Below are 24530 nucleotides of genomic sequence, written 5' to 3' on the forward strand. Positions count from 1 at the left end.
ACGTCCACGTAGCAGGCCCCTCGGATCGCCCCAGTCGCCGTTCCGGCTCCCGGATTCAGCGGTGTTCGGGATTCTCGAAGTCGAAGCGGCAGCCGGCGTCCCACTCCGAGCGCTGGTTCCCGTGCGCCGGAATGCCACCCGCCTCCTTGAGCAGCCGCGCCAGGTGCAGCAGGTTCCACGTCATGAAAGTGGTGTTGCGGTTGGTGAAGTCGTTCTGCGGGCCGCCCGAGTCCTTGTCCAGGTACGACGGTCCCGGGCCTGCTTCTCCCACCCAGCCGGCATCGGCCTGCGGCGGCACCGTGTACCCCAGGTGCTGCAGGCTGTAGAGCACGTTCATCGCGCAGTGCTTCGCACCGTCCTCGTTACCCGTGATCAGACAGCCCCCGACTCGCCCGTAGTATGCGTACTGCCCCGCCTCGTTGAGGATCGACGAACACGCATACAACCGCTCGATCACGCGCTTCATCATCGACGAGTTGTCTCCCAGCCAGATCGGCCCGCACAACACCAGGATGTCGGCGGCCATCACTCTCTCGTACAGCTCGGGCCAGGCGTCGGTCTCCCAGCCGTGCTCTCTCATGTCCGGCCACACGCCGGTGGCGATGTCGTGGTCGATGGCCCGGACCACCTCGGTGGTGGCGCCGCGCCCCTCCATCACCGCGCGGCTCCGGTCGATCAGTCCCTCTGTGTTGCTGACTTCGGGGGAGCGCTTGAGCGTGCAGTTGATGTACATCGCGCGCAGACCGTCGAAGCGGTACGCGTCATCGGCAGGGCCGGGTGACACCATGCGGGACTCCTCTGTGCGTACGGGAGAACATGAGACGTGACCCGGTCTACCGTCACCGCGGGGCATCCCCGGCCATAGGCGCGCGGGTGCCCCCCATACGCAGCAGGTGCACGAGGAGTGGGCGCGGACAGGCATCGCGGTATGCGCGCGGTGAGTACGCGCCCACATGTGCCGCCATCCGCAGAGCGGTTGAGTCGTACACATGCCCAACGACGTATGCGGACCGATTCAACGCCGGTTCCGACACCGCGTGGACCGTCCTCATCTGCGGACTGCCGCTCGCGCCGGCGCTGACCTTGGTGAGCCGGCTCCTCCCGTGGAGACAGAGCCGGGCCGCCCGTCGTCCGGTCCTGGCCGTCCTCGCCCCGCCATGGTGATCTGCACTTGTGCGGTGTTCGTGAGGTTCGTCGACCGGCCCCGAGAGGCGATATGCCGCAGGAGGTGAACGAGCCCGACGGGACGGATCACCGCTTGCTCAGCGCGCGATCGCAGCCTCGGCCGCCGCCTTGATCCGCTGTCCGAACGCGGGGGCGTCCTTGCGCGCGGCACCGGCGGCGAAGCCCACCAGGAGCTTGCCGATGCCGTGGCCCTCCAGGACGTTGAAGATCCGTACCCTGGTCGTTCCGTCGGCTGTGGCGTCGAGGTCGTAGCCGCCCTCGGCGGCGGTGACCAGGTTCTTCGAGAGCTCCTCCCAGCGGATGCGGGTGGGCGTCACCAGCTCCTTGATCCGGAACTCCCGCCGGGTCTTCATGCCGGCGTCCTTGACCGTGCTCCGGAACACCGTTCCCACCGCCGTCGGCCCGGCCGGCGACTTCTCGATCCTCATCACCCGTGGACTGAACTCCGGGTCGTGCTCCCCATCGGCGAGATAAGCGAACACTTCGGCGATGGGCCGGTCGATCTCGACCGTAGCCTCGAACTGAGTGGCCATGACTTCTCCTCGTCACCCGGATCAGGTGCGCTCGGGCCGCGGGCGCGGCACGCGAACGCAGGGCCGCGAAGGCGCGGGACGGCGATCATAAGTCCGCCGGGGGCGGACGGCAGGCCGAACGACATGTGACGGCGCTGCCCGTCACCCTGGGCAGACGGTGGCGGCTCCGAAGGCGCCCGGGTGCGCCACTGCCCCGTCGGCCGTGGCGGCACCGGAGCAGCCCGCACGGCCGCTCGGTCCGATGGCATGCGATCGCCGCAGGGTCCGCTCCGGCCGGCCGCGCCGCCCCCGAACAGTCGATCAAGGCGCGCGGCTCCCACCTCGCCGCGCTCCAATGAACACGTGACTGCGCCACCCGACGACTGCCTCGCGCGCAACGACTGGCTCTGCGGGGCCTATCTGACGAGCCGTCGCGAGATCCTCCAGGACGCCGTCATCCAGCATCTCCAGCTGACAGCGGTCTCCGTGTTCGTCGGACTGCTCCTCGCCGTCCCGCTCGCTCTCGCCGCCCGGCGCCGGCGCTGGGCGGCCGGACCCGTGCTCGGCGTGACGACCATCCTCTACACCGTGCCGTCGCTCGCCATGTTCTCGCTGCTGCTGCCGGTCTACGGACTCTCCGCCTCGCTCGTCGTCGCGGGGCTCGTCCTCTACTCGCTCACCCTGCTCGTACGGAACATCCTCGCCGGACTGCGCGCGGTGCCCGAGGAGATCCGGCAGGCCGCCCGCGGCATGGGGTACGGGCCCATCCGTCTGCTCGTCGCCGTGGAGCTGCCACTCGCTCTCCCCGCCGCCATGGCCGGGCTGCGGATCGCCACCGTCTCCGCGGTCTCCCTGGTCACCGTCGGCGCGATCGTCGGCTACGGCGGGCTGGGCAATCTCATCTACTCCGGGATGAACACCTACTTCAAGGCCCAGGTGCTCACCGCATCCGTCCTCTGCGTCGTCATCGCGGTCTGCGCCGACCTGCTGCTGCTCGGCGTCCAGCGGTTGCTGACCCCGTGGACCCGGAGGCAGTCGTGAAGACCCTCTCCGACACCTTGTCCTGGCTCACCAGCTCCACCCACTGGTCCGGCGACAACGGCATCTGGCACCGCCTCGAACAGCATCTGTTCCTCACCGTCGTCTGTCTGCTGATCAGCTGTGTCATCGCACTGCCGGTGGCCCTGGTCCTCGGTCATCTGGGCAAGGGCGGCGCGCTCGCCGTCAACATCTCCAACGTCGGCCGGGCCGTCCCCACCTTCGCCGTCCTCGTTCTGCTGCTCCTCACCCCGATCGGCAGGTACGGCGAGGGGCCGACCGTCGTCGCCCTGGTGCTCTTCGCTGTCCCACCGCTGCTCACCAACGCGTACGTGGGGATGCGGGAGGTCGACCGTGATGTCGTACGGGCCGCCCGCGGCATGGGGATGACGGGCCGGCAGCTGCTGGTACGCGTCGAGGTGCCGCTCGCTACGCCGCTCATCCTGACCGGCGTACGGATCGCCGCCGTCCAGCTCGTCGCCACCGCCACCCTTGCCGCGCTGGCGGGTGGCGGGGGACTCGGCCGGATCATCACCGCGGGCTTCAACCTCGCCTCCACGCCGCAGGTGGTCGCAGGGGCGATCCTCGTCGCCGTCTTCGCTCTGATCGTCGAAGGGATCTTCGAGATCGGGCAGCGGTTCGCCCCCACCTGGGTGCGCGGCGAGGACACCGGATGAGGGCCTGCCGGACCGTACCCGTACTTCTGACGCTGCTGCTGACGGGGACCGCGTGCACCACCGGGCCCGCCCTGGAGAGCCAGGGAGACATCACCGCCCCGCCGGGCGACAGCAGACACCTCACCATCGGCTCCGCGGGTTTCACCGAGAGCGATCTGCTCGCTCAGATGTACGCGCTGCTGCTCGACCGGGCCGGCTACTCCACGAAGATCATCTCTGTCACCAACCGGGAGATCTACGAACCGGCGCTGGAGAGCGGCCAGATCGACGTCGTACCGGAGTACGCCGCCACCTTCGCCGACTGGCTGAACGCCAAGAAGAACGGCGCCGACGCCACCCCAGTCGGCTCGCCCGACCTCGACACCACCGTGAAGGCCCTGCGCGCCCTGGCCGCACCCCGCGGCCTCACCGTTCTCGCCCCAGGACGCGCCGTCGACCAGAACGCGTTCGCCGTCGCTGCCCCGTACGCGGCGAGGCACCGACTGAAGACGCTCAGCGACCTCGGCAGGTCCGGGCTGCCGGTGCGGCTGGCCGCGGGCGACGAATGCGTACAACGGCCGTACTGCGCACCCGGGCTGAAGAAGACGTACGGCATCGACATCACCGCCGTCGACCCCAAGGGTGTCGGCACCACCCAGGCCAAACAGGCGGTGCAGAGCGGTCGGGACCAGATGGTTCTGACCGCCACCACCGACGCCACCCTCGACAACTTCGGGCTCGTCCTGCTCGCCGACGACAAACACCTGCAGAACGCCGACTACCTCGTCCCCGTCGTCAACCGGTCGCGGGCCGGCAGCGCCGGGGTACGCAACGCACTGGACCGGCTCAACACTGTGCTGACCACCTCCGACCTGGCCCGCATGAACGAACACGTGGACAGCTGGCGACGGCTGCCCGAGGACGTCGCGCGGAACTACCTGGAGTCCAAGAAGCTCCTTGTAGGTGGCTGAAGCCTCAGGGGAGCGGTGGCGGGCCGCCGAATGTCATACCGCCGGCTCGGGCGCCCAGCCGGGGGCATTGCCGTGCAGGACGCTGTAGTACGGATCGCCCGGACCGATCTCACCGGCACGGACGGTGTGACCGGTGAAGGCGGCCTTGTACAGGGTGGCGACCAGTTCGAGGCTCGTCCGGCCGCCGGCGCCACTGCTGCGCGGCCGCTGCTCGGCGCGCAGATCGTCGAGCAGGTCACGCAGCTGCGCTTCGTGCGAACGCGAACACGATGGGCGGGCGCACACTGACCACGACCTCGTCGGGCGGGCGGACGATGCTGACATCTCGATCGAACGCTTGGCGAGGCCGCAGACGCCACTGGTGGCACCGCGCGCGACCCGCAACAATCACCGGCATGGACGCCCCTCACCCGGCAGGCCCCCCACCTGCTATCCAGCCCGATCCATTGCTCTATCCGGAAGTAGCCGCAGCCAACGGCAGCTGGGTGGCATCCCTTCGCCATGCCGCCGCCGACATGCATGTCGATCTCGGCACCGTCAGGGGCCCGGAGTCTGCGACAGACAGCTGGCGACTCATCGTCGCGAGCGTGCACGCGTCGCGCGGCTCCTTCGACGTGACACTCGGCCAACAGGAGCGAGCCTTTGGCATCCGGATGTGGTGGACCGGGGTCGGAGAAGCGGCCTGCGGCCGAACCACCGAGCTGCAGACCGTCGTCAACATCGCACACGCATGGCAGGTAGGAACCTCAGTCGCCGAACTGCGCACCAGGTGGCCGTTCCTCAAGATTGACGAGCTCACCTTGGCTCACGAGCGAGGTGAGGCTGTTGCCTTCAAATGGCAGCTCGTACGAAACGCTCCGGATCGGCTGATCGACCACGACATCGTCGAAGCGGCGTACGCGAACCCGCTACTGCGGAGCCTCTTTCCCTTGATCAGCCACGGGAGTCTGCAGTTCAGCCGCTGCACTCACACCCCATGGTCCTACGACGTCCCCAGCCTCCATCCTCAGCTGGGAGGAGGCTGGAGGGCGCTGCCCGCCCACAAAGGTCGAGACATTCCGGATTGCCACGCTCAAACCCCGGAGGAGGCCGTCGTGTTCGTAGTCGAGGGACTTCCCGACGGCTGCGGTCCGGCAGTGGAAGGCCCCGCGGGTCTGCTTCTCGAATAGAGAAACAGACCACTGTCCAGACCGAAGCTTCCTGCACGGGAATCCCCCTCACTCAACAGTCCGTACAGGCTGATCAGCGGCTTCCGTCGGTGCCCCGACACCTCAACCCACGTTACGCACAGAACTTATGGAAACGCGCTTAGATCCAGCCGACGAGTGAAGTCGGAAACGACAGGCAGAGCGTCCAGACGTTTCTCCACCACGGACGTCACCGCTACTAGGGTGCGTATCGAGTCGTGATCAATCTGCGGGATTCGCCCTCGCGGCGGCGCCTGGACCGGTAGATGTTCTTGCATGACGCGAGTGCAACTGGCGGACACGGATTGGGAGTTCATCGAGCCGTACCTGCCCATCGGCGAGTACGGCCCGTATCCCGAGCGGCTTCGGCAGCAGTTCGAGGGCGTGATCTGGCGGTTCAAGACGGGCGGGCAGTGGCGGGAGATGCCGAAGGAGTTCGGTGCCTGGTCGACCGTCCACAACCGCTTCCGGCAGTGGCGTGACGCGGGGGTCTTCGAGGCCCTGCTGGAGGGCCTGATCGCGGAAGCCGCGAAGCGGGGCGAGGTAGACCTGTCCCTGGTCAGCGTCGACTCCACCACCGCGCGGGCTCACCACGACGCTGCCGGGATGCATCTGGAACAGGACGTCGTCGCCGCGCTGGAGAAGGCCGCCGCCGAGGAGGAGAAGGCCAGATCAAAGGGGGCGGCCTCGAAGAACAAACCGGGCCGGACACAGAATCCGATCCCGAGCGGGAAGAGCGACGACGCATCCGGCGTCGCCGAAAACTCCGACTGAAGGCCGCCCTCCTCGGACGCTCCAGAGGTGGGCAGACCAGCAAGGTCCACCTTGCCGCCGACCGCAAGTGCCGCCCGCTGGCGTTCGTCCTGACCGCGGGACAGGCCGCCGACAGCCCGCAGTTCATCCCCGTGCTGGGGAAGATACGGGTCCGCGGGCCCGTCGGCCGCCCCCGCACCCGGCCGGACGCGGTCGCCGGGGACAAGGCCTACTCGTCCCGCGGTAACCGGGCCCACCTGCGGAAACGCCACATCAAGGCAGTCATCCCGGAGAAGAAGGACCAGGCCGCCAATCGGACGAAGAAGGGCAGCAGGGGCGGCCGGCCCGTCAGTCACGACGCGGACCTCTACAAAGAGCGGAACACCGTCGAACGCCTGATCAACAAGCTCAAGGCCTGGCGAGGCATCGCCACCCGCTACGACAAGACACCGGACAGCTACCTCGCCGGCCTCCACCTGCGCGCCTCGATGATCTGGATCAAAGACCTCACCCGGACCACCCATTGATCACGACTCGATACGCGCCCTAACGCTGACGCTGACACCGTGGCCGCGGGGACCGGGAAGCCTTCGACACACCCCACCCAACGCCACGCCCGGCCCGAGGACACCCCCGACCGGTCACACCATACGAATCAACCCCGCGAAGTCCGGGTCTAGATGCAATACCGGTGACTTTGCTGGTGCTGGCTCGTTGAGTTGGTGTGCCAAGACCCGGACAGTTGAAGGAAGTTCAGGGCGACCGGTTTTCGGATCGCATCGCCCTCGGAGTGCTCACGCGTGCGTTTCCGCCGGAGCTGGTGGATGAGGTGGTGGCGGAGTGCGGACGCACTGAGGAACGTCGACGCCTGCTTCCCGCGCGGGTGGTGATGTATTTCGTGCTGGCGATGTGCCTGTTCTCGGGGCAGGGATACGAGGAAGTCGGACGGCTTCTCACACAGGGCCTGGAACGGGAACGTCGCTGGTCGAAGACGTGGCGGGTGCCCACCAGCGGGGCGATCGGACGGGCTCGGCTCCGGCTGGGGGCACAACCGGTGAAGGCGTTGTTCGCCCGGGTCTGCCGGCCCGTGGCGGTCCCGGCGACGCCGGGAGCGTGGTTTCGGGGTCTGCGGTTGGTGTCGGTGGACGGGACGACCTTCGACCTTCCCGATACGGAGGCGAACGCCGCCTTCTTCGGGCGGCCGGGAACGGGGCGTGGGCAAGGCAGGAGCGCGTATCCGCAGGCCAGGGCCGCGGCCCTGGTCGAGTGCGGTACCCACGCCGTGTTCGCCGCCGACGTCGCGCCGCTGGCAGTGGACGAAACGGTCCTGGCCCGCCGCCTGTTCCCCTCGCTGACCAGGGGAATGCTGCTCCTGGCAGATCGGGGCTTCCTCGGCTTCGACCTGTGGCGGGCCGCCGCGGCGACCGGCTCGGACCTGCTGTGGCGAGTCAGGAGCAACGCGGTCCTGCCCGTGGTGACCGCGCTGCCCGATGGTTCGTACCTGTCGGAGATCGTTGCCGCCCGGGACAAGAACCGGCGGGCCGACCCGGCACCGGTCCGCGTCATCGAATACACCCTGGGCCCTCCCGGAGAGGGCACCGTCTACCGGCTGGTCACCACGCTCCTGGACCCGGCCGCCGCACCGGCCACGGAACTGGCCACCCTTTATGCCGAGCGCTGGGAGATCGAGACCACCCTCGATGAGATCAAGACCCACCTGGGCGGTCCCCGCTTCGTCCTGCGCTCCCAGCATCCGGACGGGGCCGAGCAGGAGATCTTCGCGTTCCTCCTCGTGCACCACGCCCTGCGCGACCTCATGCACCAGGCCGCCCAGCTGGAAAGAGAGGACCCGGACCGGATGTCCTTCATCCGCACCTTGCGCGTCGTCCGCCGGCAGACCACCAGCCAGGCGGGACTTTCCCCCCTCCCGGCTCACCCGGGCGCTGACGCAGACCCTGCATGAAATCACCGAACGTCTCCTGGAACCACGACGGTTACGGTCCAACCCGCGAGTCATCAAACGCAAAATGTCCAACTGGGCGCTCAAACACACCGAACACAACAATCCGCCTCGCCCGGACACCCCCGTCGTCGTCCTTGCCAAGCCCACCAAAACAGCCCCAACCCCACGGACGAAGTCCTAAAACACCGGTATTGCATCTAGGGCGTGGGTGGTGTCACCGACGCCAGGTAGGTCGCCATCTCGCTTCCGTTGTTGCTGTAGCGGTGAGGCCGTGTGGCGTCGAAGGTCAGCGCCTCGCGAGAGCAGCGTCGGCACGATCCTTGCATCGGCGCGGGAGCAGCCGATCGGGCTCGGCGGACGCTTCTCCGCCCACCTGCCGGTCAAACCTGTGCCTGTCGGGACCTCCGAGGCCTCGACTCGGCTGCCGAGCAATCCGCATCGGACGGATCGGATCCTCTGCGTTCGTGACCGGTATGCCACGGCCGTTGGACATCTCCAGCTGATCTCTGACGCCGCGTGCCGATCCACCAGGGATCACGGGACAACCCTTTGGCGCCGCGTCAGACGAGGACGCGGCCGAGGAAGTCGTGGATGTACTGGGTGATGGCCTGGAGATGGCTCTCCAGGGCGAAGTGCCCCCATGAACCAGGGTGAACGGGGCCGTGCAGAGTTGGAAAGCGTGCACCAACCAAGCCGATGATTGGCCGGGGCGCGAGGGCCAAACGGGGGGCCAACGGCAGCAGCCTTCCCCGTACTCCCGTGGACGATTACGTACAGAACCTTGCGCCTCATTGCAGGTCAAATGACAGACGCGCAAGGCCCACCGGGCCGTCGGCGGGTGCTCAACGGTGACCAACGCTGACAACCACCGACAGCTAAGTCGCAGGTCGCAGCGTGGATCGATATCACGGCCGCAGGTCAGATACCAACCCCTTCACTCCTTCGGCTCCTGATCACATGTCAGCACGAGTCGGCTCGACCGCGTGGGGCGCAGTTCCCCCAGGCGTCCCCCAAGGTGGCCACAGGGCGAGGAAAGCGTAGCTGGGGCGGTCGGCTCCGTCCGGGGCGTGTTCACGGATTCGCATAGCAGGGCACAGCAGGTGAGTTGGGGTGTAGCGCAACGACGAACTGGCCCCTCTCCGTTGTCGACATCATCAGCCGAACAGAGGCGGGCACGGTGTTGAGGGGCCAATGGCCAGCTCGGTCTGGGGTGGGCCGCTCGGCTGAGCGGAGGTAACATCCCGGCGCTGCTCGACGGAGATAGTGCTACGGCCGCTCAGGAGTAGCTTCGGTGTTGAGTGCTTGTTCGGCCCAGATGGTCTTGCCTTGGTTGGTGTAGCGCACACCCCAGCGCTGCGCGCAGTCGGCCACGAGGAACAAGCCGCGTCCTCCTTCGTCAGTGGCACTCGCTCGGCGGATGTGCGGAGAGGTGCTGCTGCCGTCGGACACCTCGCAGATCAGGATCCGGTCGTAGATCAGGCGCAGCCGCATCGGCTCACGGCCATAGCGGACGGCGTTGGTGACGAGTTCGCTTGCAATCAGCTCCGTGGTGAAGTCAAGGCTCCCGAGGTCCCACTGATCGAGCTGCTGTAGAACGAGGGAGCGAATGCCGGCGACGGCGGCTGGGTCCCGGGGCAGCTCCCAGCTAACCACTCGGTCGCTGCTGAGCGCGCGTGTCCGAACGGCCAGGAGCGCCAGATCGTCCTCGGCCGCCAGAAGAGGCCTCATGGTGTCGGCGGTGACCCGCCAGGCGTCCTTGATCGACGGGCCGCTTTGACGCATGGCTCTGCCGAGCAGCCCAGCTATGGCACCGTCCGTGTCGCAGGCCCGCACCAGACCGCCGGTGTAGAAGAGGAGGGTGCTGCCTTCGGCGAGCTCAAGGTCCAGCGACTCGAAGACGGGCTCGCCCATGCCCAGGGGCCTGTTGCTGGGGAGCTCGGGGACGTGGACAGATCCGTCCGGATCAGCGACCGCGGGCGGGGGGTGCCCGGCGCTCGCCATGACGCACCGGCGCGCGATGGGGTCATACACCGCGTATAGGTACGTCGTACCAACCAATCGTTCCACAAACGGCAGAGACCACTTGTTGCCCTGGCCTGCGGTAAAGCGCGACACGATGTCGTCCAGCCGAGCAAGTACTTCCTCAGGTGCGAGATCCAGCTCCGCCAGGGCGCGGACGGCGGCGCCGATCAGTCCAATGCACACGGTGGCCTGCATGCCGGAGGCTGGGACATCGGAGACCACAAGAGCGACACGCGCACTGGATAGCGGGATCACATCAGCCCAGGAGCCATTCACACCCGTGCCGCCACGCGCGGGTACGTACGAGCGAGTGATCCAAGCCGCGCTGTGGTCAGGTGCGTCAGCGGGTTCCATGCGGCTTCTCAGGGCACCCGCTGCGATGCGCTCGCGGCGGTGAAGCCAGTCTTGGTCCGCTGTCGGCAGCGAAACGGCAGTCACCAGGATCACCGTCCCCTCGCTGCCAGGTACGACCGATGTCACGGGATAGGCCGCGAGTGTGACGGGCACAGGATGACCCTGCCGATGCGTGAGGACGGCAGTAGGCCCGGGGGTACCGGCCCCAAAGGCTTGCGACAGCTGCTGGGGAGCGTCCCACGGGATTACTGGCCAAAGCTCAGCGACCGGCCGGCCTACGACCTCAGCCGTCTCGTAGCCCAACAGGCGCTCGGCCGTCGGACTCCACGCGGACACCACTCCTCGGGCGTCCACCACAAACGCAGCCAGACCGCCAGAGAAGTCCGAGGTGCGGACGGAGGATGCCCCATGCAGGGTGCCCATCTCACCGCCCTCGGTGTGCGAGAGAACGCGTACAGGATGACGATACGCCGTTGCCGGGTCCGACGCCTTTACACCAGCTTCGGCGCCTTTCCATCGGTTCTGTCCGGCGCCACTCAGACAGCGAATCCGAGCGGGGTCGGCGGAGTCCCAATGGGCGAGGCAAGTCAGCGTGCGCTACACATCGCGCTCTCCCCCAGCTATCGGACGCGGCTCAGCCCAGGTAGAAGTCCTTTCGGGCGGCCACGAACGCCTCGATCGACTGCGGGGGAATGCCTGTCACGCGCTCGACGCCGTCGGTCGTGCGGTCGTAACGGTTGTCCCGGTGCAGCTGGGCCATGGTGGCGACGTGCTGTTCAAGGTGCGGCGGCATCCCCAGCTTCGGGAGCTGGGCTTCCCACCTCTCCGGGGGCATGTCCACGTAGGTCACCGGTCGTCCCAGCGCCCGAGAGAATTCCGCGGCCAGCTCCGTCATGTCGACCGAGCGCGGTCCGGTCAGCTCGTAGACCTGCCCGATGTGCGAAGCCGGGTCGCGGAGCACGGTGGCGAGGACCCGGGCGACGTCGTCCACGGCGATCGGCGAGGTGCGTCCGGTGCCGAACGGCAGCGCGATCGTGCCGTTCTCCTGGATCGACCGCGCCGCCATCGTGGTGAACAGCGGAGTGTCGAGGAACGCCGTCGGCCGGATGTGCACCACGGGCAGGCCGGACCAGTTCAGTACGTGCTCCGCCAGCCAGTGCAGCCGCTGCTGGTGCGACTCCTCGGTGCTGGTGGCGGTCATCTGCGACACCGTCATCTGCGACAGGTCGACCAGGGCCTCCAGCTTCCCGTACTCCCTCGCAACGGAGGCCACCACGGTCGCCGCCAGCAGGTGGTCCGGCGACACGCGCATCGCGAAGTACATCCGCGTCACCCCCTGCAGCGCGGCCGCTACCGTCTCGGGCCGGGTCAGGTCGCCGATGACGACCTCCGCGCCGAGCGCCCGCAGCTCAGCTGCGCGCTCGTCCTCGCGACGGACCATGAAACGGACCGGTACATCCTGAGAACGCAATTGATCGAAGACCGTCCGGCCCACGCCGCCGGCACCGGGGATAAGAACAAGGTTGCTGGTAATCATCAGTCGATCTCCTTCGGAGTAATGGAATATCTGAGTTGAGGTGTGATCAGAGCGTCAGCGGAGCTGTCAGCAAGGCGTTGGGCCCGGCGATGTCACCGCTGATCCGGGTGGCGATTTCGCAGGGGTCGCCAGTGTTGTCGGCGGTTCTGCGAGTGCCGGGCGGAGGAGGTCAGCGGCACCGAAGTCAGCACAGGCCTCACCCGCGCGGGCGCACTCCTTCGAGCAGCGTGTCGACCATCCGCTCGGACAGCCCCCCGCCGGCGAGGAGCCCGGCCGCAGCATCGCGCGTGACAGCGTCGGCCCCACGATCAGATCGCTGAGCAGCTCCAGATCGACGTCGCCGCGGACTTCGAGGACCTGGGTCCGGCGGGCCAGGATGACGGTGTCGCGGTAGAGCTGCACCAGATCGGGCGCGTAGGGACTGCAGCACGACGTTGCGCAGCACGGCGGACTCCCGCTTGGCCAGCCCGCACCGCCGGACGGATTCGCGAGCTGGACCGAGGTCGTCACCGTCGGGCTCAGACGGTCTGGCGCTGGGACTTATCACCGCCGGCGGCCACGGCGGCGTCCTTGCCCGGCAGGAAGACCAGCACGACGACCGCGCCGACCAGGGCGACGGCCGCCGAACCTATTGCGGTGATGTGCATGGCATGGATGAAGGCGTCGTTCGCGGGCCGCACCAGCGCCCTGCCGGCCGGTCCCAGCTTCTTGGCGACGGCCAGGGTCGCCTGGACGGATTCACCTGCGGCGTGCCGGTCGGAGGCGGGCAGTACGCCCAGGTGGCCGTCGATGCCGTTGCGGTAGGTGGTGGACAGCAGCGACCCCAGCACGGCGACCCCCATGGCCCCGCCGACCTGCCGGAAGGTGTTGTTGACCGCGGATCCGGAGCCGGCCTTCTCCCGCGGCAGCGACGACATGATCATGACGGTGGCGGGAGGCATGACATGGGCCATCCCCGTGCCCATCAGGAAGAACAGCACCTCCAGCACCCAGATGGGGGTGTCCTGGCCGAGCAGCAGGAAGCCGGCGAAGGCCACGGCGGTCAGGACGAGGCCGGTGGCGCACACGGCTCGGGCACCGAAGCGGTTGACGACCAGCCGCGCTCGCGGGGCGAAGAACATCTGGGAGGCGGCCAGCGGCAACACGAGCAGACCGGACTGCAGGACGCTGTAGCCCCGAACGCTCTGGTTGTAGAAGACGCTGAAGAACGTGACGCCCATGAGGGCGAAGAAGACCAGGCCGATGGCGGCGACGGACGCGGAGAACCGTCGGTTGCGGAAGTAGGTGACGTCGAGGGCCGGATGGTCGCTGCGGGCCTCGTACACCACGAAGCCGGCGAGGACCGCCAGGCCGCCGAGGATCGTGGCCAAGGACTCGGGCCGGGTGAAGTCGCCCAGCTGGCCGCCCTTGATGATGCCGTAGACCAGCAGCGCCAGACCGACGATCGACAGCAGCACACCGAACGGGTCGAGCTTGCCGGGCCTGGGGTCCTTGGAGTTGGGGACGATCGCGACCATCGCGACCATCGCGGCGACCACGATCGGCACATTGACCAGGAAGACCGAGCCCCACCAGAAGTGCTCCAGCAGAACGCCGCCGGCGATCGGGCCGGCGGCGATGGCGAAACCCACCACACCGGTCCAAATGCCGATGGCCTTGGGCTGCTCCTCGCGCTCGAAGACGTTCATGATGATCGCGAGGGTGGCGGGCAGGATGAAGGCGCCGCCGAAGCCCATCACGGCGCGGAAGGTGATGAGCTGCCCGGAGGAGTCCGACAGTGCGGACAGCGCGGATCCCACGCCGAACACCAGCATGCCGAAGAGCAGCACCTTCTTGCGGCCGAGCCGGTCACCGAGCAGGCCCGCGGTGAAGAGCAGCCCGGCGAAGACCAGCGTGTAGGAGTTGACCGCCCACTCCAGCTGGCTCTGGGTGGAGCCGAGTCCGGTGGGAGCGGGCTGGGCGATGGTCTTCATCGCCACGTTGAGGATCGAGTTGTCCAGCATCACCACCAGGAGGCTGAACGCGAGCACGGTCAGGATCGCCCAGCGTCGGCGGTGGACCGCCTCGGAAACGCCTCGTCGCTGGGCAGGCGGCACGGGTGGTGTGGACGCCGCGGGCGTCGAGGACTCGGTGGGGGCAGGTGGCGATGCCACAGGGGTCTCCAGTGCTGTCGGTATTGCCGGGGGGAGGCCGTCGACCTCAGACGGTTGGAGGCAGCGCAAGGCCCTGCTTCACCTACCGGTGACCTCATCGGCATCAGATAGATGTCACTAGGCATCTAAATGGGGGCTACGATAGATGTCAAGCGACATCCATCTGAGGAGAGTGATTCCATGGGCCGCGTGTCCCAGGCACAAGCACAGGAGAACAGGCAGCGCGTCGTAGCCACCGCTTCCCGGATGTTCCGCGAGAAAGGCACCGCGGTCAGCGTCGCCGACCTGATGAAGGCCGCCGGGCTCACCCGTGGCGGGTTCCACAAGCAGTTCGTCTCGAAGGTGGACCTGATCGACGAGGCCATCGCCCACGCCTTCGACGAGCAGGCGGTGACGCTCGAGGAGCACGCCGGGGAGCACGAGGCCGCCCGCCGGACTCTGATCGAGGACTACCTCTCGGTCTGGCACCGCGATCACGCCGGGGACGGCTGCCCCGTCTCCGGATTCGCCGCCGACCTGGGGCGCGAGCCCGACCAGGCCGCCCGCGCCCGCCACGCCTACATCAAGGGGGTACGTAACCGCGCCGCTCGGCTGGCCACCGGCGCTGACGACGGCATGGCCCAACTCTGCACCATGGTCGGTGCCCTCGCCCTCGCCCGCGCTACCCGGGGCAACCCGATCTCCGAAGAACTGCTGCAGGCCGCGCGCACGGCTCTCACCGAGAGCGGCACCGGGCAGTCCGAACCACGTCAGCGCACGGAGTGACCGGGGGCGGCCGACCGGGCCCGCAGGTCGGGCTGGCACTCTCCGGCAGTTCCGCCCCCCTGACGAACGAGTTGGGGTGCCCTCTGGGGTCGGTGTGGGGCGTCACATCCAGCGACTGAGGAAGTGCCTGGTCCGCGGGCACGCTGGGCGCGGACTGTAAATCTGCCGACTTCGCCTTACCAGGTTCGAATCCTGGCGCCGCCACACGGGCCGTTTGTCGTGCGGTCCGGCGATCGGAGCGTGGCCTCACGCTGGGGCACCCCGTCTCGACCTGTGCGGACGGGCCGTGGACGGAATCCAGCCGCAACCGGAGGGCACAACGAGGGCACAACGGCTTCCGGTGGGCTCAACGACAACCAACGCCAGCAAACGCCATTTGGCCTGGTCAGCGAATTGGCTTGACAGTCTTCGCAGATGATGCCTGGAAGGGCGGCACCCCCGCACACAGTGGGACCTGGGAGTCGCGGAAGAATCCGTGGACCTGCGGGTAGAGATCCACGTTGGTGGGGTAGTTCGCGGAAGAGCTTGAGCTGGATCTCGTCGTTGCCGGGACGGTCCAGCAGTGCCTGATCGTGGACCCAGTTGTCGGGGCTGACCAGGCTTGGGTCGGCGACTCCGTTCACGTACTGCCAGCGGGTCACCTCGGGAGTGGGAGCGCCGCGTACGGGGGCTTCGGTGCCCGGTCCCGGAGCCTGGGCGTAGGCGAACACGCCGTCCCAGAAGGGCTCGACGAAACCTTCGGTGTAGGCGTTGCCGTTCTGGGTGATGATCGCGGTGATGCGGTCCGGAGCCGCGAGCGCGAGCCGCCAGCCGGTAGGGGCGCCGTAGTCCTGCACGTACATCGCGAACCGGTCGACACCCAGATGCTGCAGCAGGCCGGAGGTGACCTGGGTGAGGGCCTCGAACGTGCAGGGGAATTCCTGCAGGGAGGGCATTGCCGACTGGCCGGACCCGATGTGGTCGGGGGCGATGACGTGGTACCGCTCGGCGAGCGCCGGCCTGTGGGGCTGAGGCCGGTGGGCACGAGATCTGGGGCCGGCACGGGCGGGGGCGACTCCTCCTCGATGTCGAAGTGCCCGGCCCGCTTACGCGTCCGCCACCGAGTTGAACTGCACCTCGTCGCGCCCCACCCCCCGCGCGTCCGCGTCCACCGACCGGCGCAGCGCCTCATGCAGCTTCGCCGGAGTCAGTACGCCGAGGAAACGCGCACCGTCCAGCACCGCCACCCACCCGGCGTCCTGCTGGAGCATCTCGCCGAATGCCTGTTTCAGCGGGGCGCCGACCGGTACCCACGCGTCCATCCGGCGGGCCAGGTCCCCGACCGTGCCGTGTGCCCCGGCGGTCCGCAGCGCGTCCGCCGCCACCCAGCCGTGCAGTTCGCCCTCGCCGTTGAGTACGACCGCCCAGCGGGCGTCCACGTCGTTCAGCCGGGCCGCCGCCGTCCGGGCAGGTTCGTCGAGCCGCGCGACCGGCGGTTCCTCCAGGTCCTCCGGCTCGATCGTGGTGACCGACAGCCGCTTCAGTCCCCGGTCCGCGCCCACGAACCGGGCCACGTACGGAGTCGCCGGCGTGCCGAGCACGGCTGCGGGGCTGTCGAACTGCTCGATGCGCCCCTCCCCGTACACCGCGATCCGGTCGCCCATCCGGACCGCCTCCTCGATGTCATGGGTCACCATCAGGACCGTCTTCCTGACCGTCGCCTGCAGGCTCAGGAACTCGTTCTGCAGCCGCTCGCGCACCACGGGGTCGACCGCGCCGAACGGTTCGTCCATCAGCAGAACCGGCGGATCGGCGGCCAGCGCCCGCGCGACGCCCACCCGTTGGCGCTGGCCGCCGGAGAGCTGGGCGGGGTAGCGGGACCCGTACGTCTTCGGGTCCAGTCCCACCAGATCCAGCAGCTCGGCCGCCCGTTCCCGCGCCTTCGCCCGCTTCCAGCCGACCAGCGAGGGGACGGTCGCCGTGTTGTCGAGGATTGTCCGGTGCGGGAAGAGCCCGACCTGCTGGATGACATAGCCGATCCGGCGGCGCAGCTTCACCGGGTCGATCTGCGCGATGTCCTCGCCGTCGACCAGGATCCTGCCCGAGGTCGGCTCGATCAGCCGGTTCACCATCATCATCGTGGTCGTCTTGCCGCAGCCGGACGGTCCGACGAGCGTGACGAGCTCCCCTTCGCCCACCTCGAAGGACAGTCCGTCGACCGCGGTCGTGCCGTCCGGATAGACCTTGCTGACCTGCTCGAACCGGATCATGACTGCACGCTAGGAGCGCCCCGTGCACGGCGCACACGGGCCGGGACTGTCCGAGTCACGGCCGTGTGCTGAACTGTCTGTGAAACATCTGATCCAGGAGCATCTCTTGAGCAGTTACCGGCAGCCCGGCGTCGTTCTCACCGACCGTCATTTCACGGTTCCTCTCGATCACACCGATCCGGGCGGTGAGCAGATCGAGCTCTTCGGCCGGGAAGCCGTCGCCCGCGGCAAGGCCGACGAAGAGCTGCCGTGGCTGGTCTATCTGGAGGGCGGACCCGGCTTCGGGGCCCGCCGTTTCGTCGGTACGGAGGCCTGGCTGGGGCGGGCGGTGGAGGAGTTCCGCGTGCTGCTCCTCGACCAGCGCGGCACCGGCCTTTCCACCCCCGCCAACCGGCAGACGCTGCCGCTGCGCGGCGGCCCGCGCGAGCAGGCCGACTATCTCGCCCACTTCCGGTCCGACAACATCGTGCGCGACTGCGAGCTGATCCGGCCGCAGCTGACCGGCGGCGCCCCGTGGACCGTGCTCGGTCAGTCGTTCGGTGGCTTCTGCGCGGTCCGCTACCTGTCAGCCGCCCCCGAGGGGCTCAAGGCTGTCCTGATCACCGGCGGGCTGCCCTCGCTCGATGCCCACGCGGACGACGTGTACCGCGCCGCGTACCCACGGATCGAGCGCAAGGTCGCCGCCCACTACGCCCGCTACCCGCAGGACGTCGAGCGCGTCCGCGAGATCGCCGCGTACCTTGCGGAGCACCGCCCGGAGAGCGCCGGACACCGCCTCACGCCCGAGGGGTTCCAGTCCCTGGGCATCATGCTGGGCAGCGGCAACGGCAGCCATCAGCTGCACTACCTGCTGGAGAACGCCTTTGTCCGCACACCGCTGGGCATTGAACTCTCCGACACGTTCCAGGAAGCCATGCGCACCGCCAACTCGTTCGCGGGCCACCCCCTGTACGCCCTGATGCACGAGGCGATCTACGGCCAGGGCAAGCAGCCCACCGACTGGGCCGCCGAGCGGGTCCGCGCCGAATATCCGCAGTTCGACGTCGCCACCGCTCTGGCGGGCGACGGGCCGGTGCTCTTCACCGGCGAGACCATCCACCCCTGGCACTTCGAGGTCGACCCGGCGCTGCGCCCGCTGCGCGAGACCGCCGAACTGCTCGCCTCCCGTACCGACTGGCCCGAGCTGTACGACCCCGAGCGCCTCTCAGCCAATCAGGTGCCGGTCGCCGCGGCCGTCTACCACGACGACATGTACGTCGACACGGAGCACGCGCTGCGCACCGCCGCGTCGATCCGCGGACTGCGCACCTGGGTGACGAACGAGTTCGAGCACGACGGTCTGCGCGCCGGGGGACCACAGGTGCTGGACCGGCTGCTGGCCCTGGTCCGGGACGACGTCTGACCTGCCCGCTCACGGCAGGAGCCGGTCACGCGGGTGGCGCGACCGGCTCCTGCCGTACGGGCACTTCCGTACCGCTTCAGCTCTGCAGTGCGTCCAGCGTGGCGTCGAAGTCCGCCGCCGAGCGCGGCGCCCGGTTGTGCGGCAGCTTCGAGAGAACGGCGGCCATCCCGCAGGTGTTGGTCACCGCGGAGAAGACCAGACCGGAGCCGACGCCCGCCGACAGCCAGCGTGCGGCCGGGAAGCGCCGGCCCGCGAGCAGACCGGCCACCACGAGCGAACCGGCGGCGAACCGGACCTGACGCTCCATCGGCCAGGTGGCCCGGGCGCCGGCGGGGCGGTCCAGGCCGTGGCCCTCGCCCTCCCATGCCGACGTGCCGCCGGAGAGCGTGACGGCGTCGATGTCCGCCGCGGAGAGCACGTCGCAGGCCCGGGTGGAACGGACACCGGAGGCGCACACCATGAGCAGGGAGCCGCGGGCCGACGCCGCCTTCAGGGCGGGCAGCGCCTCGTCGAGACGGTCCAGCGGGATGTTCAGCGCGCCCGGCACGTGCCCGGAGGCGTACTCGCCCGGGGCGCGCACGTCGATGACGGTGAATTCGCCGATCCGCGCTGCGGCCTGGGTGGGGGAGAGGGAGGCGGGGCTGGTCACGAGGGATGCTTCCTTTCGTCGCCGGGGCGTACCCCGGACAGGCTAGAATACCCCTTGGGGTATTCGAAGGAGGATGTGTGGAACTTGACATGGCGGCCGACGAACTGAAATCGGTCCTCAATCGCCTTCGCCGCGCTCAGGGCCAGCTTGCCGCGATCATCAGGATGATCGAGGAAGGCCGGGACTGCGAGGACGTCATCACGCAAATGGCAGCCGTTTCGCGCGCGCTCGACCGGGCGGGTTTCGCGATCATCGCGACGGGGCTTCAGCACTGCATGGCCGACGACACCGCCGAACCGGCCGACCGGAACCAGATGCGCGCCCGGCTGGAGAAGCTGTTCCTCTCGCTCGCCTGAGCCCGGATCCCGATTTGCTGTCGACGGCGTGACGTGGCTCAGACCACGGTATCGACCAGCATGAAGAGCGCAACGGCGATCAGTGCTGCGCCGAAGATCCGCTGGAGTGCGGCAGTGGACACCTTTGCGGCGAGACGCTTGCCGTCCCAGGCCCCGAGGACCGCCGCCGCCGTGAACGGGGCGATCACCGCCCAGTCCAGCGAGGTGGGGGTGGTGAGCCGGGTGGCCAGTGCGGCCGTGGAGTTCACCGTGATGACGAGCAGGCTGGTACCGACCGCTGCCGTCATGGGAACGGCGAGGAGGGTGACCAGCGCGGGCACGGCGAGAAATCCGCCGCCGACCCCGAGGAACCCGGTCACGGAGCCGAGGCCGGCCCCGGCGCGCACGGCCCGCCCGGTGTCCGTACGGTCGGCGGGGTCCGGGGCGTACTCCTCGGCCGAAGTCGCCTCGCACCGCGCAGGCGCCCGCGGCCGGATCATCCGCACCGCGGCCACGACCGCGAGCACCGCGAACGCCGCCGTGAGCACCCCCGCCGGAATCCGGACCGACAGTGCCCCGGACACCGCTGCCGGCACGATCCCCGCCATCGCGAAGAGTCCGCCGGTTCGCCAGCGGACGTGACCGTCCCTGGCGTGCGCCACCAGCCCCGTCAGGGAGGTCACGATGACGATGAGCAGAGCGGCGGTGGTGGCCGCGGCCGGGGTGAAGCCGAGCAGATAGATCAGTGCGGGAACGGTGAGGACACTGCCGCCGCCACCCAGCCCGCCCAGTGCCAGACCGACCACCGCACCGGCGACCAGGGCCAGGATCAGGGTGGTCATGCGACGGTGCCCGCCGCTCCGTAAAGGTTCCGCACGGGCAGCCCCTCGGCCGCCCAGGCGGTCATGCCCCCGGTGACGTCGACGGCGTCGGTGCCGCGTCCGGCGAGGATGCGGGCGGCCTGCCGGGAACGGTGACCGGAACGGCAGATGACCACCACCGGGCGGCCCGAGGCCGAAGCGGGCAGAGTCTGCCCGGCGGCCAGCCGGGAGAGCGGCAGATGGACGGCGTCCGGAGCGCGTCCGGCGTTCCATTCGGAGGTTTCGCGTACGTCGAGCAGGACCGCCGCACCATCGGCGGTCCGCCGACGGGCCTCGGCCGGGGTGACGCGGCCCGGGCCGCGCCGGAAGAGGGACATCAGGGAAGGCATGGGGAGGTGCTCCAGGAGTGCAGGACGGGGAGGTCCGACGGTCAGGCAGCGGTCGGCGCGGTGCCGGTCGTCCGGTCGGGTGCGCCGGCTGCCGGAGTCGCGATCGTCAGACCGGCGGCCTCCGCAGCGGCGAACCCGTCGTCGACGGCCACGACCTCACGGTCGGCGGCGTCCAGCAGTGACGCCGCGATCGCCGCCCGCATCCCGCCCGCGCAGTGCACCCAGACCTTGCCGTCCGGTACGTCGTGCAGCCGCTTGGGCAGCTCGTGCACCGGGATGTGCACCGACCCGGCGATGGCTCCGGCCCGGCGTTCGGAGTCCCTGCGGACATCGAGAATCACCGGCTGCTCGCCACGCTCGCGTGCCGCGGCCAGGCCCGCGAAGTCCGACCTGCGGAACGAGCGCAGCTCGTCCGTGGTGCGGACCCAGGTCCGCGGGTCGCCGGTAGCAACGGCCACCGGGCGGCCCATGCCCACCCGGGCCAGCTCGCGCTGGGCGTGCGCGACGTCATCGGCGCTGTTCGCCAGCAGGGTGACCGGCCTGCCCCAGGGGATCAGCCACGCCAGATATGTGGCGAGCAGGCCCTCGCCCTCGAAGTTGAACGAACCGGCGACATGCCCCTCGGCGAACGCCACCCTGCTGCGCAGATCCACCACCCACTCACCCGCGGCCAGCCGCCGCGCGATCTGCTCGGCGTCGGCCCGGGCGGGTGGGGTCAGATCGACCGGATCGGGACCTGCGGCGTTGGCCGGGCCCATGTGCGCGTAGTAGGCAGGGACGTCGTCCAGCCCGGCGAGCAGCTCGGCGACGAATGTGTCCACATCCTTGACGAGCGCGTCGTTGCGGGCTCGTTCGGCACCGATCGTCGTGGTGTCCCCGTCGGCCTGCGCGGAGGAACAGAAGCTGCCGAAGCCGTGGGTCGGCAGCACGGGCACGGCGTCGTCGAGCTCATCGGCGAGGCGGTGCGCGGAGGCGTGCTGGGCGCGGGCCAGCACGGCGGTGAGCCGGGGCTCCACCAGGTCGGGCCGGCCCACGCTGCCGATCAGCAGCGAACCGCCGGTGAAGGCAGCCACCGCGCGGCCGTCCTCCTCCAGCACGTACGAAGTGTGGTGCGGGGTGTGCCCGGGAGTGGCCATCGCGCGCAGCGTCAGGCCCTCGTCGACCGGGGCGGTGTGCCCGTCGGCGACCGGCACCCGGTCGAACGAGACCGGCGCGGCGGCGGGCACCAGGTATGCGGCCCCGGTGACACGCGCCAGCTCCAGGCCGCCGGTCACGTAGTCGTTGTGCAGATGCGTCTCCACGACCAGGGCTATCCGCACGCCGCGTCGTGCCGCTGCGGCGATGACCCGGTCGATGTCGCGGGGCGGGTCCACCACCAGGGCGGAGTGCAGCCCGCCCGCCAGATAGCTGCGGTTGCCGAGGCCGGCGGTCTCCATGGTGTCGACGAAGAACACGGCGTGATTCCTTCCGTACGGGTTACCCCGGGGGGTATCTCTCATCCGAGATTAGCACTTATACCCCGGGGGGTATCTATGGCTTCGGTGTGACGTGCCGAACGACGGGCGGCCGTCGCGGACCCGGCGCCGCCGGGCGCGAGGTCGCCCACGAGCCACTCGCGGCGAGGCGGCTACCGGCGCGCCGGGCCGCGGGTCCGCGTACCGCTGCGCGGGCGTGCTCCGCGGTCGTGGGGCACTTCGCGTCGCGGGCCGGGGGCATTCCGTGCAGTCACTGCCGACGCCTCGCGCGTGCGCGTTCGAGCTCTGCGAGCGCAGCGAACCCGCGAGGCGCTCGTGTGGTCGCGGACCAGCGAACCCGCGAGGCGTTCGTGTGGTCGCGGACCGGCAACGCTGCTCCGCGATGGTTCTCCCGGGTGGTCATGGAAGCGGGAACGCCTGGGGCGGGTAGTCAACAGATCTGTGCCACCCGTCCCTTCCCGTACTCAATCCTTGACGGAGCCAGCGTGAAATTCGGGGTATCGACCTTCATCACCGACCAGGGCATCGGCCCGACCTCGCTCGGGACCGCGCTCGAAGAACGCTCTTTCGACTCGTTGTTCATCGCAGAGCACAGCCACATCCCGGCCGACCGTCAGACGCCCTACCCGGGCGGTGGTGAACTGCCGGAGATGTACTACCGCACGCTGGACCCATTCGTGGCCCTGACCGCGATCGGCGTGGTGACCGAGCGGCTGCTGCTGGGCACCGGCATCGCGCTCATCCCGCAGCGGGACCCGATCATCACGGCGAAGGAAGTCGCTTCGCTCGATCTGATCTCCGGCGGCCGGGCGATCTTCGGTATCGGTGTCGGCTGGAACCGTGAGGAGATGCGGAACCACGGCACGGATCCCTCGACCCGTGGCCGGCTGACCGACGAGCGGCTGCGTGCCATGCGGGAGCTGTGGACCTCGGAGAGAGCCGAATTCCATGGCGAGTTCGTGAACTTCGATCCGGTCTTCGCATGGCCCAAACCCGTACAGAGCCCCCATCCGCCGATCTACGTCGGCGGCGGCGAGGGTGCTTTCCCGCGGGTGGCGCAGCTCGGAGACGCGTGGTTGGCCAACAGTGCGTCACCGCAGGAGCTCGGTCCACGGATCGAGCGGCTGCGCGCACTTGCCGAACGAGAGGTGCCGGTGACGGTGTACGCGGCTCCCGACGACCCCGGTCAGATCGAGGGCTACATCGGTCTGGGCGTCGAACGGCTGCTGCTCTATCTGCCGACGATGCCCGAACGGGAGACGCTGGAATACCTCGACCGGCTGGCCGAAGTGGCTGCCGGGTACCGCTGAGACACCGGAGACGACTGTGCCTCCGGATGTGGGGCCGATCCCGAAGTCCCCGACCGTCCGCAGTGACTGCCGCAACTGTCGTAAGGGGTGCGATGCCCGCTCTGACGAGTGCTGAGGCCCGGGAGAGGTTCGCCGCGGCCCGCATCGCCCACCTCGCGACGACCGACGCGGCTTCCCGCCCGCACCTGGTGCCGGTGGTGTTCGCCCTGGACGGCGACACGGTGATGCTGGCCGTGGACCACAAACCGAAGCGGACCGTGCGGCTGAAACGCCTGGCCAACATCGCCGCCAACCCGTCGGTCTGCCTGCTCACCGACCACTACGAGGAGGACTGGGACCGACTGTGGTGGGTGCGGGCCGATGGCGAGGCGCGAGTGCTCCCGTCTCCGGACGGCTTCCCCGAGGCCGCCCGCTGCGTCGGCCTGCTCACGGCGAAATACCAGCAGTACGCCGACCGTCCCCCCGACGGGCCGGTGGTCGAAGTCTCGGTCCTGCGGTGGAGCGGCTGGCGCGCCTCGTGAGTCGGCCACGCACGTGGTCCGCCGCCCGTCAGGCGTTCGCCGACAACTCCTCTGCGGGAGACCGGAACTTGTCACCCCGTTGCTGATCAGCATGTCCGGGAGGCCCCGTACCGCCGCTGCCGCGTCGAACACCTCCGTGATCTGCTCCGGCTCCCGGATGTCGCCGACCGGGGCCGTCACTGTGCCCGCCGCGAGTGTCGCCGGCTCCTCCCGCGCCTTCGGCGGTTGCTCGGGCCCGCGGTTCGCGACCCGCCTCGGCGTATCGGTAGCCCTTTGGCGAAGA

20 protein-coding genes and 3 pseudogenes are annotated in these 24530 nt (G+C 69.1%); 11 read left to right on the forward strand and 12 right to left on the reverse strand.

The features are described 5' to 3' along the window. Positions 1 to 55 precede the first annotated feature (55 nt). Together OHA03_RS38925 and OHA03_RS38930 are read right to left on the reverse strand one after the other, a co-directional pair. Positions 56 to 787, reverse strand: a complete 732-nt coding sequence (locus OHA03_RS38925) for a flavodoxin family protein (RefSeq protein ID WP_267008711.1) — start codon at positions 785 to 787, stop codon at positions 56 to 58. Positions 788 to 1262: 475 nt separating this feature from the next. Then, a complete protein-coding gene (locus OHA03_RS38930; RefSeq protein WP_267008712.1) occupies positions 1263 to 1718 on the reverse strand; it encodes an SRPBCC family protein in 456 nt (151 codons plus the stop codon). 342 nt (positions 1719 to 2060) lie between these two features. Between OHA03_RS38930 and OHA03_RS38935 the strand changes: the two genes are divergently transcribed. Genes OHA03_RS38935 through OHA03_RS38945 form a run of 3 tightly spaced genes read left to right on the forward strand, consistent with a single transcriptional unit; the run spans position 2061 to position 4362 of the window. Further along, positions 2061 to 2738 carry an ABC transporter permease gene (locus OHA03_RS38935; protein ID WP_267008713.1) on the forward strand — a complete coding sequence of 226 codons (678 nt, stop codon included), beginning with the start codon at positions 2061 to 2063 and terminating at the stop codon, positions 2736 to 2738. Further along, on the forward strand, positions 2735 to 3412 hold the full coding sequence (locus OHA03_RS38940) for an ABC transporter permease (protein WP_267008714.1): 678 nt from the start codon (positions 2735 to 2737) through the stop codon (positions 3410 to 3412). The genes OHA03_RS38935 and OHA03_RS38940 overlap by 4 nt, the downstream gene beginning before the upstream one ends. Further along, positions 3409 to 4362 (forward strand): ABC transporter substrate-binding protein, encoded by a 954-nt coding sequence (locus OHA03_RS38945; RefSeq protein ID WP_267008715.1) that lies wholly within the window; start codon positions 3409 to 3411, stop codon positions 4360 to 4362. Before OHA03_RS38940 ends, OHA03_RS38945 begins: the two co-directional genes overlap by 4 nt. 33 nt (positions 4363 to 4395) lie before the next feature. Here the strand turns inward: OHA03_RS38945 and OHA03_RS38950 are convergent. Next, positions 4396 to 4620 (reverse strand): annotated as a pseudogene (locus OHA03_RS38950) (gfo/Idh/MocA family oxidoreductase); the annotation flags it as partial. Positions 4621 to 4757: 137 nt separating this feature from the next. On the opposite strand from OHA03_RS38950, the gene OHA03_RS38955 reads away from it, so the two are divergent. The 3 genes and pseudogenes from OHA03_RS38955 (at position 4758) to OHA03_RS38965 (ending at position 8265) form a co-directional block, all read left to right on the forward strand. Beyond that, positions 4758 to 5531 carry a DUF6193 family natural product biosynthesis protein gene (locus OHA03_RS38955; protein ID WP_267008716.1) on the forward strand — a complete coding sequence of 258 codons (774 nt, stop codon included), beginning with the start codon at positions 4758 to 4760 and terminating at the stop codon, positions 5529 to 5531. 294 nt (positions 5532 to 5825) lie between these two features. After that, positions 5826 to 6829, forward strand: a pseudogene (locus OHA03_RS38960) (IS5 family transposase). 197 nt (positions 6830 to 7026) lie between these two features. Next, on the forward strand, positions 7027 to 8265 hold the full coding sequence (locus OHA03_RS38965; RefSeq protein ID WP_267008717.1) for an IS4 family transposase: 1239 nt from the start codon (positions 7027 to 7029) through the stop codon (positions 8263 to 8265). A 1266-nt stretch (positions 8266 to 9531) separates the two neighbouring features. Here OHA03_RS38965 and OHA03_RS38970 read toward each other — a convergent pair. The 3 genes from OHA03_RS38970 to OHA03_RS38980 all read right to left on the reverse strand — a co-directional run bounded on the left by OHA03_RS38970 (position 9532) and on the right by OHA03_RS38980 (position 14274). Further along, positions 9532 to 11064: a SpoIIE family protein phosphatase gene (locus OHA03_RS38970; protein WP_323181364.1), complete on the reverse strand. Its 1533-nt coding sequence runs from the start codon at positions 11062 to 11064 to the stop codon at positions 9532 to 9534. A 211-nt stretch (positions 11065 to 11275) separates the two neighbouring features. After that, on the reverse strand, positions 11276 to 12178 hold the full coding sequence (locus OHA03_RS38975) for an NmrA family NAD(P)-binding protein (protein WP_267008718.1): 903 nt from the start codon (positions 12176 to 12178) through the stop codon (positions 11276 to 11278). 518 nt (positions 12179 to 12696) lie between these two features. After that, entirely contained in the window at positions 12697 to 14274 is a 1578-nt protein-coding gene (locus tag OHA03_RS38980; RefSeq protein WP_267009627.1) for an MFS transporter, read from the reverse strand. Positions 14275 to 14511: 237 nt separating this feature from the next. Here OHA03_RS38980 and OHA03_RS38985 point away from each other — a divergent pair, with 237 nt between their 5' ends. Next, complete coding sequence (locus OHA03_RS38985) at positions 14512 to 15096, forward strand: TetR family transcriptional regulator (RefSeq protein WP_267008719.1); 585 nt, start codon at positions 14512 to 14514, stop codon at positions 15094 to 15096. 445 nt (positions 15097 to 15541) lie between these two features. Here the strand turns inward: OHA03_RS38985 and OHA03_RS38990 are convergent. Together OHA03_RS38990 and OHA03_RS38995 are read right to left on the reverse strand one after the other, a co-directional pair. Beyond that, positions 15542 to 16094 (reverse strand): annotated as a pseudogene (locus OHA03_RS38990) (alpha/beta fold hydrolase); the annotation flags it as partial. A gap of 87 nt (positions 16095 to 16181) precedes the next feature. Then, entirely contained in the window at positions 16182 to 17345 is a 1164-nt protein-coding gene (locus tag OHA03_RS38995) for a betaine/proline/choline family ABC transporter ATP-binding protein (protein WP_267008720.1), read from the reverse strand. A 106-nt stretch (positions 17346 to 17451) separates the two neighbouring features. Here OHA03_RS38995 and OHA03_RS39000 point away from each other — a divergent pair, with 106 nt between their 5' ends. Then, complete coding sequence (locus tag OHA03_RS39000; protein ID WP_267008721.1) at positions 17452 to 18747, forward strand: alpha/beta fold hydrolase; 1296 nt, start codon at positions 17452 to 17454, stop codon at positions 18745 to 18747. A 76-nt stretch (positions 18748 to 18823) separates the two neighbouring features. On the opposite strand, the gene OHA03_RS39005 is transcribed toward OHA03_RS39000, so the two are convergent. Then, positions 18824 to 19396, reverse strand: coding sequence for a rhodanese-like domain-containing protein (locus OHA03_RS39005; RefSeq protein WP_267008722.1), 573 nt, complete (start codon positions 19394 to 19396; stop codon positions 18824 to 18826). A gap of 77 nt (positions 19397 to 19473) precedes the next feature. Between OHA03_RS39005 and OHA03_RS39010 the strand changes: the two genes are divergently transcribed. Beyond that, entirely contained in the window at positions 19474 to 19752 is a 279-nt protein-coding gene (locus OHA03_RS39010; protein ID WP_030976068.1) for a metal-sensitive transcriptional regulator, read from the forward strand. Positions 19753 to 19790: 38 nt separating this feature from the next. On the opposite strand, the gene OHA03_RS39015 is transcribed toward OHA03_RS39010, so the two are convergent. Genes OHA03_RS39015 through OHA03_RS39025 form a run of 3 tightly spaced genes read right to left on the reverse strand, consistent with a single transcriptional unit; the run spans position 19791 to position 22395 of the window. Further along, positions 19791 to 20573: a sulfite exporter TauE/SafE family protein gene (locus tag OHA03_RS39015; RefSeq protein ID WP_267008723.1), complete on the reverse strand. Its 783-nt coding sequence runs from the start codon at positions 20571 to 20573 to the stop codon at positions 19791 to 19793. Beyond that, on the reverse strand, positions 20570 to 20929 hold the full coding sequence (locus OHA03_RS39020) for a rhodanese-like domain-containing protein (protein WP_267009628.1): 360 nt from the start codon (positions 20927 to 20929) through the stop codon (positions 20570 to 20572). The genes OHA03_RS39015 and OHA03_RS39020 overlap by 4 nt, the downstream gene beginning before the upstream one ends. Positions 20930 to 20982: 53 nt before the next feature. Then, positions 20983 to 22395: a rhodanese-like domain-containing protein gene (locus OHA03_RS39025; RefSeq protein ID WP_267008724.1), complete on the reverse strand. Its 1413-nt coding sequence runs from the start codon at positions 22393 to 22395 to the stop codon at positions 20983 to 20985. Between the two features lie 506 nt (positions 22396 to 22901). On the opposite strand from OHA03_RS39025, the gene OHA03_RS39030 reads away from it, so the two are divergent. Together OHA03_RS39030 and OHA03_RS39035 are read left to right on the forward strand one after the other, a co-directional pair. Then, positions 22902 to 23726, forward strand: a complete 825-nt coding sequence (locus OHA03_RS39030) for an LLM class F420-dependent oxidoreductase (protein ID WP_267008725.1) — start codon at positions 22902 to 22904, stop codon at positions 23724 to 23726. A gap of 92 nt (positions 23727 to 23818) precedes the next feature. Continuing rightward, the gene (locus tag OHA03_RS39035; RefSeq protein WP_267008726.1) at positions 23819 to 24247 is read left to right on the forward strand and encodes a TIGR03668 family PPOX class F420-dependent oxidoreductase; all 429 of its coding nucleotides are present in this window, start codon (positions 23819 to 23821) and stop codon (positions 24245 to 24247) included. The last annotated feature ends 283 nt before the right edge of the window (positions 24248 to 24530 follow it).

The organism is Streptomyces sp. NBC_00154 (assembly GCF_026342835.1).
In the GTDB taxonomy this organism is placed as follows: domain Bacteria; phylum Actinomycetota; class Actinomycetes; order Streptomycetales; family Streptomycetaceae; genus Streptomyces.

Excerpts from the sequence above, each read along its gene's own strand:
- OHA03_RS38925 (WP_267008711.1), bottom strand. The coding sequence starts at position 787 with ATGGTGTCACCCGGCCCTGCCGATGACGCGTACCGCTTCGACGGTCTG.
- OHA03_RS38930 (WP_267008712.1), bottom strand. The coding sequence starts at position 1,718 with ATGGCCACTCAGTTCGAGGCTACGGTCGAGATCGACCGGCCCATCGCC.
- OHA03_RS38945 (WP_267008715.1), top strand. The coding sequence starts at position 3,409 with ATGAGGGCCTGCCGGACCGTACCCGTACTTCTGACGCTGCTGCTGACG.
- OHA03_RS38955 (WP_267008716.1), top strand. The coding sequence starts at position 4,758 with ATGGACGCCCCTCACCCGGCAGGCCCCCCACCTGCTATCCAGCCCGAT.
- OHA03_RS38970 (WP_323181364.1), bottom strand. The coding sequence starts at position 11,064 with ATGGGCACCCTGCATGGGGCATCCTCCGTCCGCACCTCGGACTTCTCT.
- OHA03_RS38975 (WP_267008718.1), bottom strand. The coding sequence starts at position 12,178 with ATGATTACCAGCAACCTTGTTCTTATCCCCGGTGCCGGCGGCGTGGGC.
- OHA03_RS38985 (WP_267008719.1), top strand. The coding sequence starts at position 14,512 with ATGGGCCGCGTGTCCCAGGCACAAGCACAGGAGAACAGGCAGCGCGTC.
- OHA03_RS38995 (WP_267008720.1), bottom strand. The coding sequence starts at position 17,345 with ATGATCCGGTTCGAGCAGGTCAGCAAGGTCTATCCGGACGGCACGACC.
- OHA03_RS39015 (WP_267008723.1), bottom strand. The coding sequence starts at position 20,573 with ATGACCACCCTGATCCTGGCCCTGGTCGCCGGTGCGGTGGTCGGTCTG.
- OHA03_RS39020 (WP_267009628.1), bottom strand. The coding sequence starts at position 20,929 with ATGTCCCTCTTCCGGCGCGGCCCGGGCCGCGTCACCCCGGCCGAGGCC.
- OHA03_RS39035 (WP_267008726.1), top strand. The coding sequence starts at position 23,819 with ATGCCCGCTCTGACGAGTGCTGAGGCCCGGGAGAGGTTCGCCGCGGCC.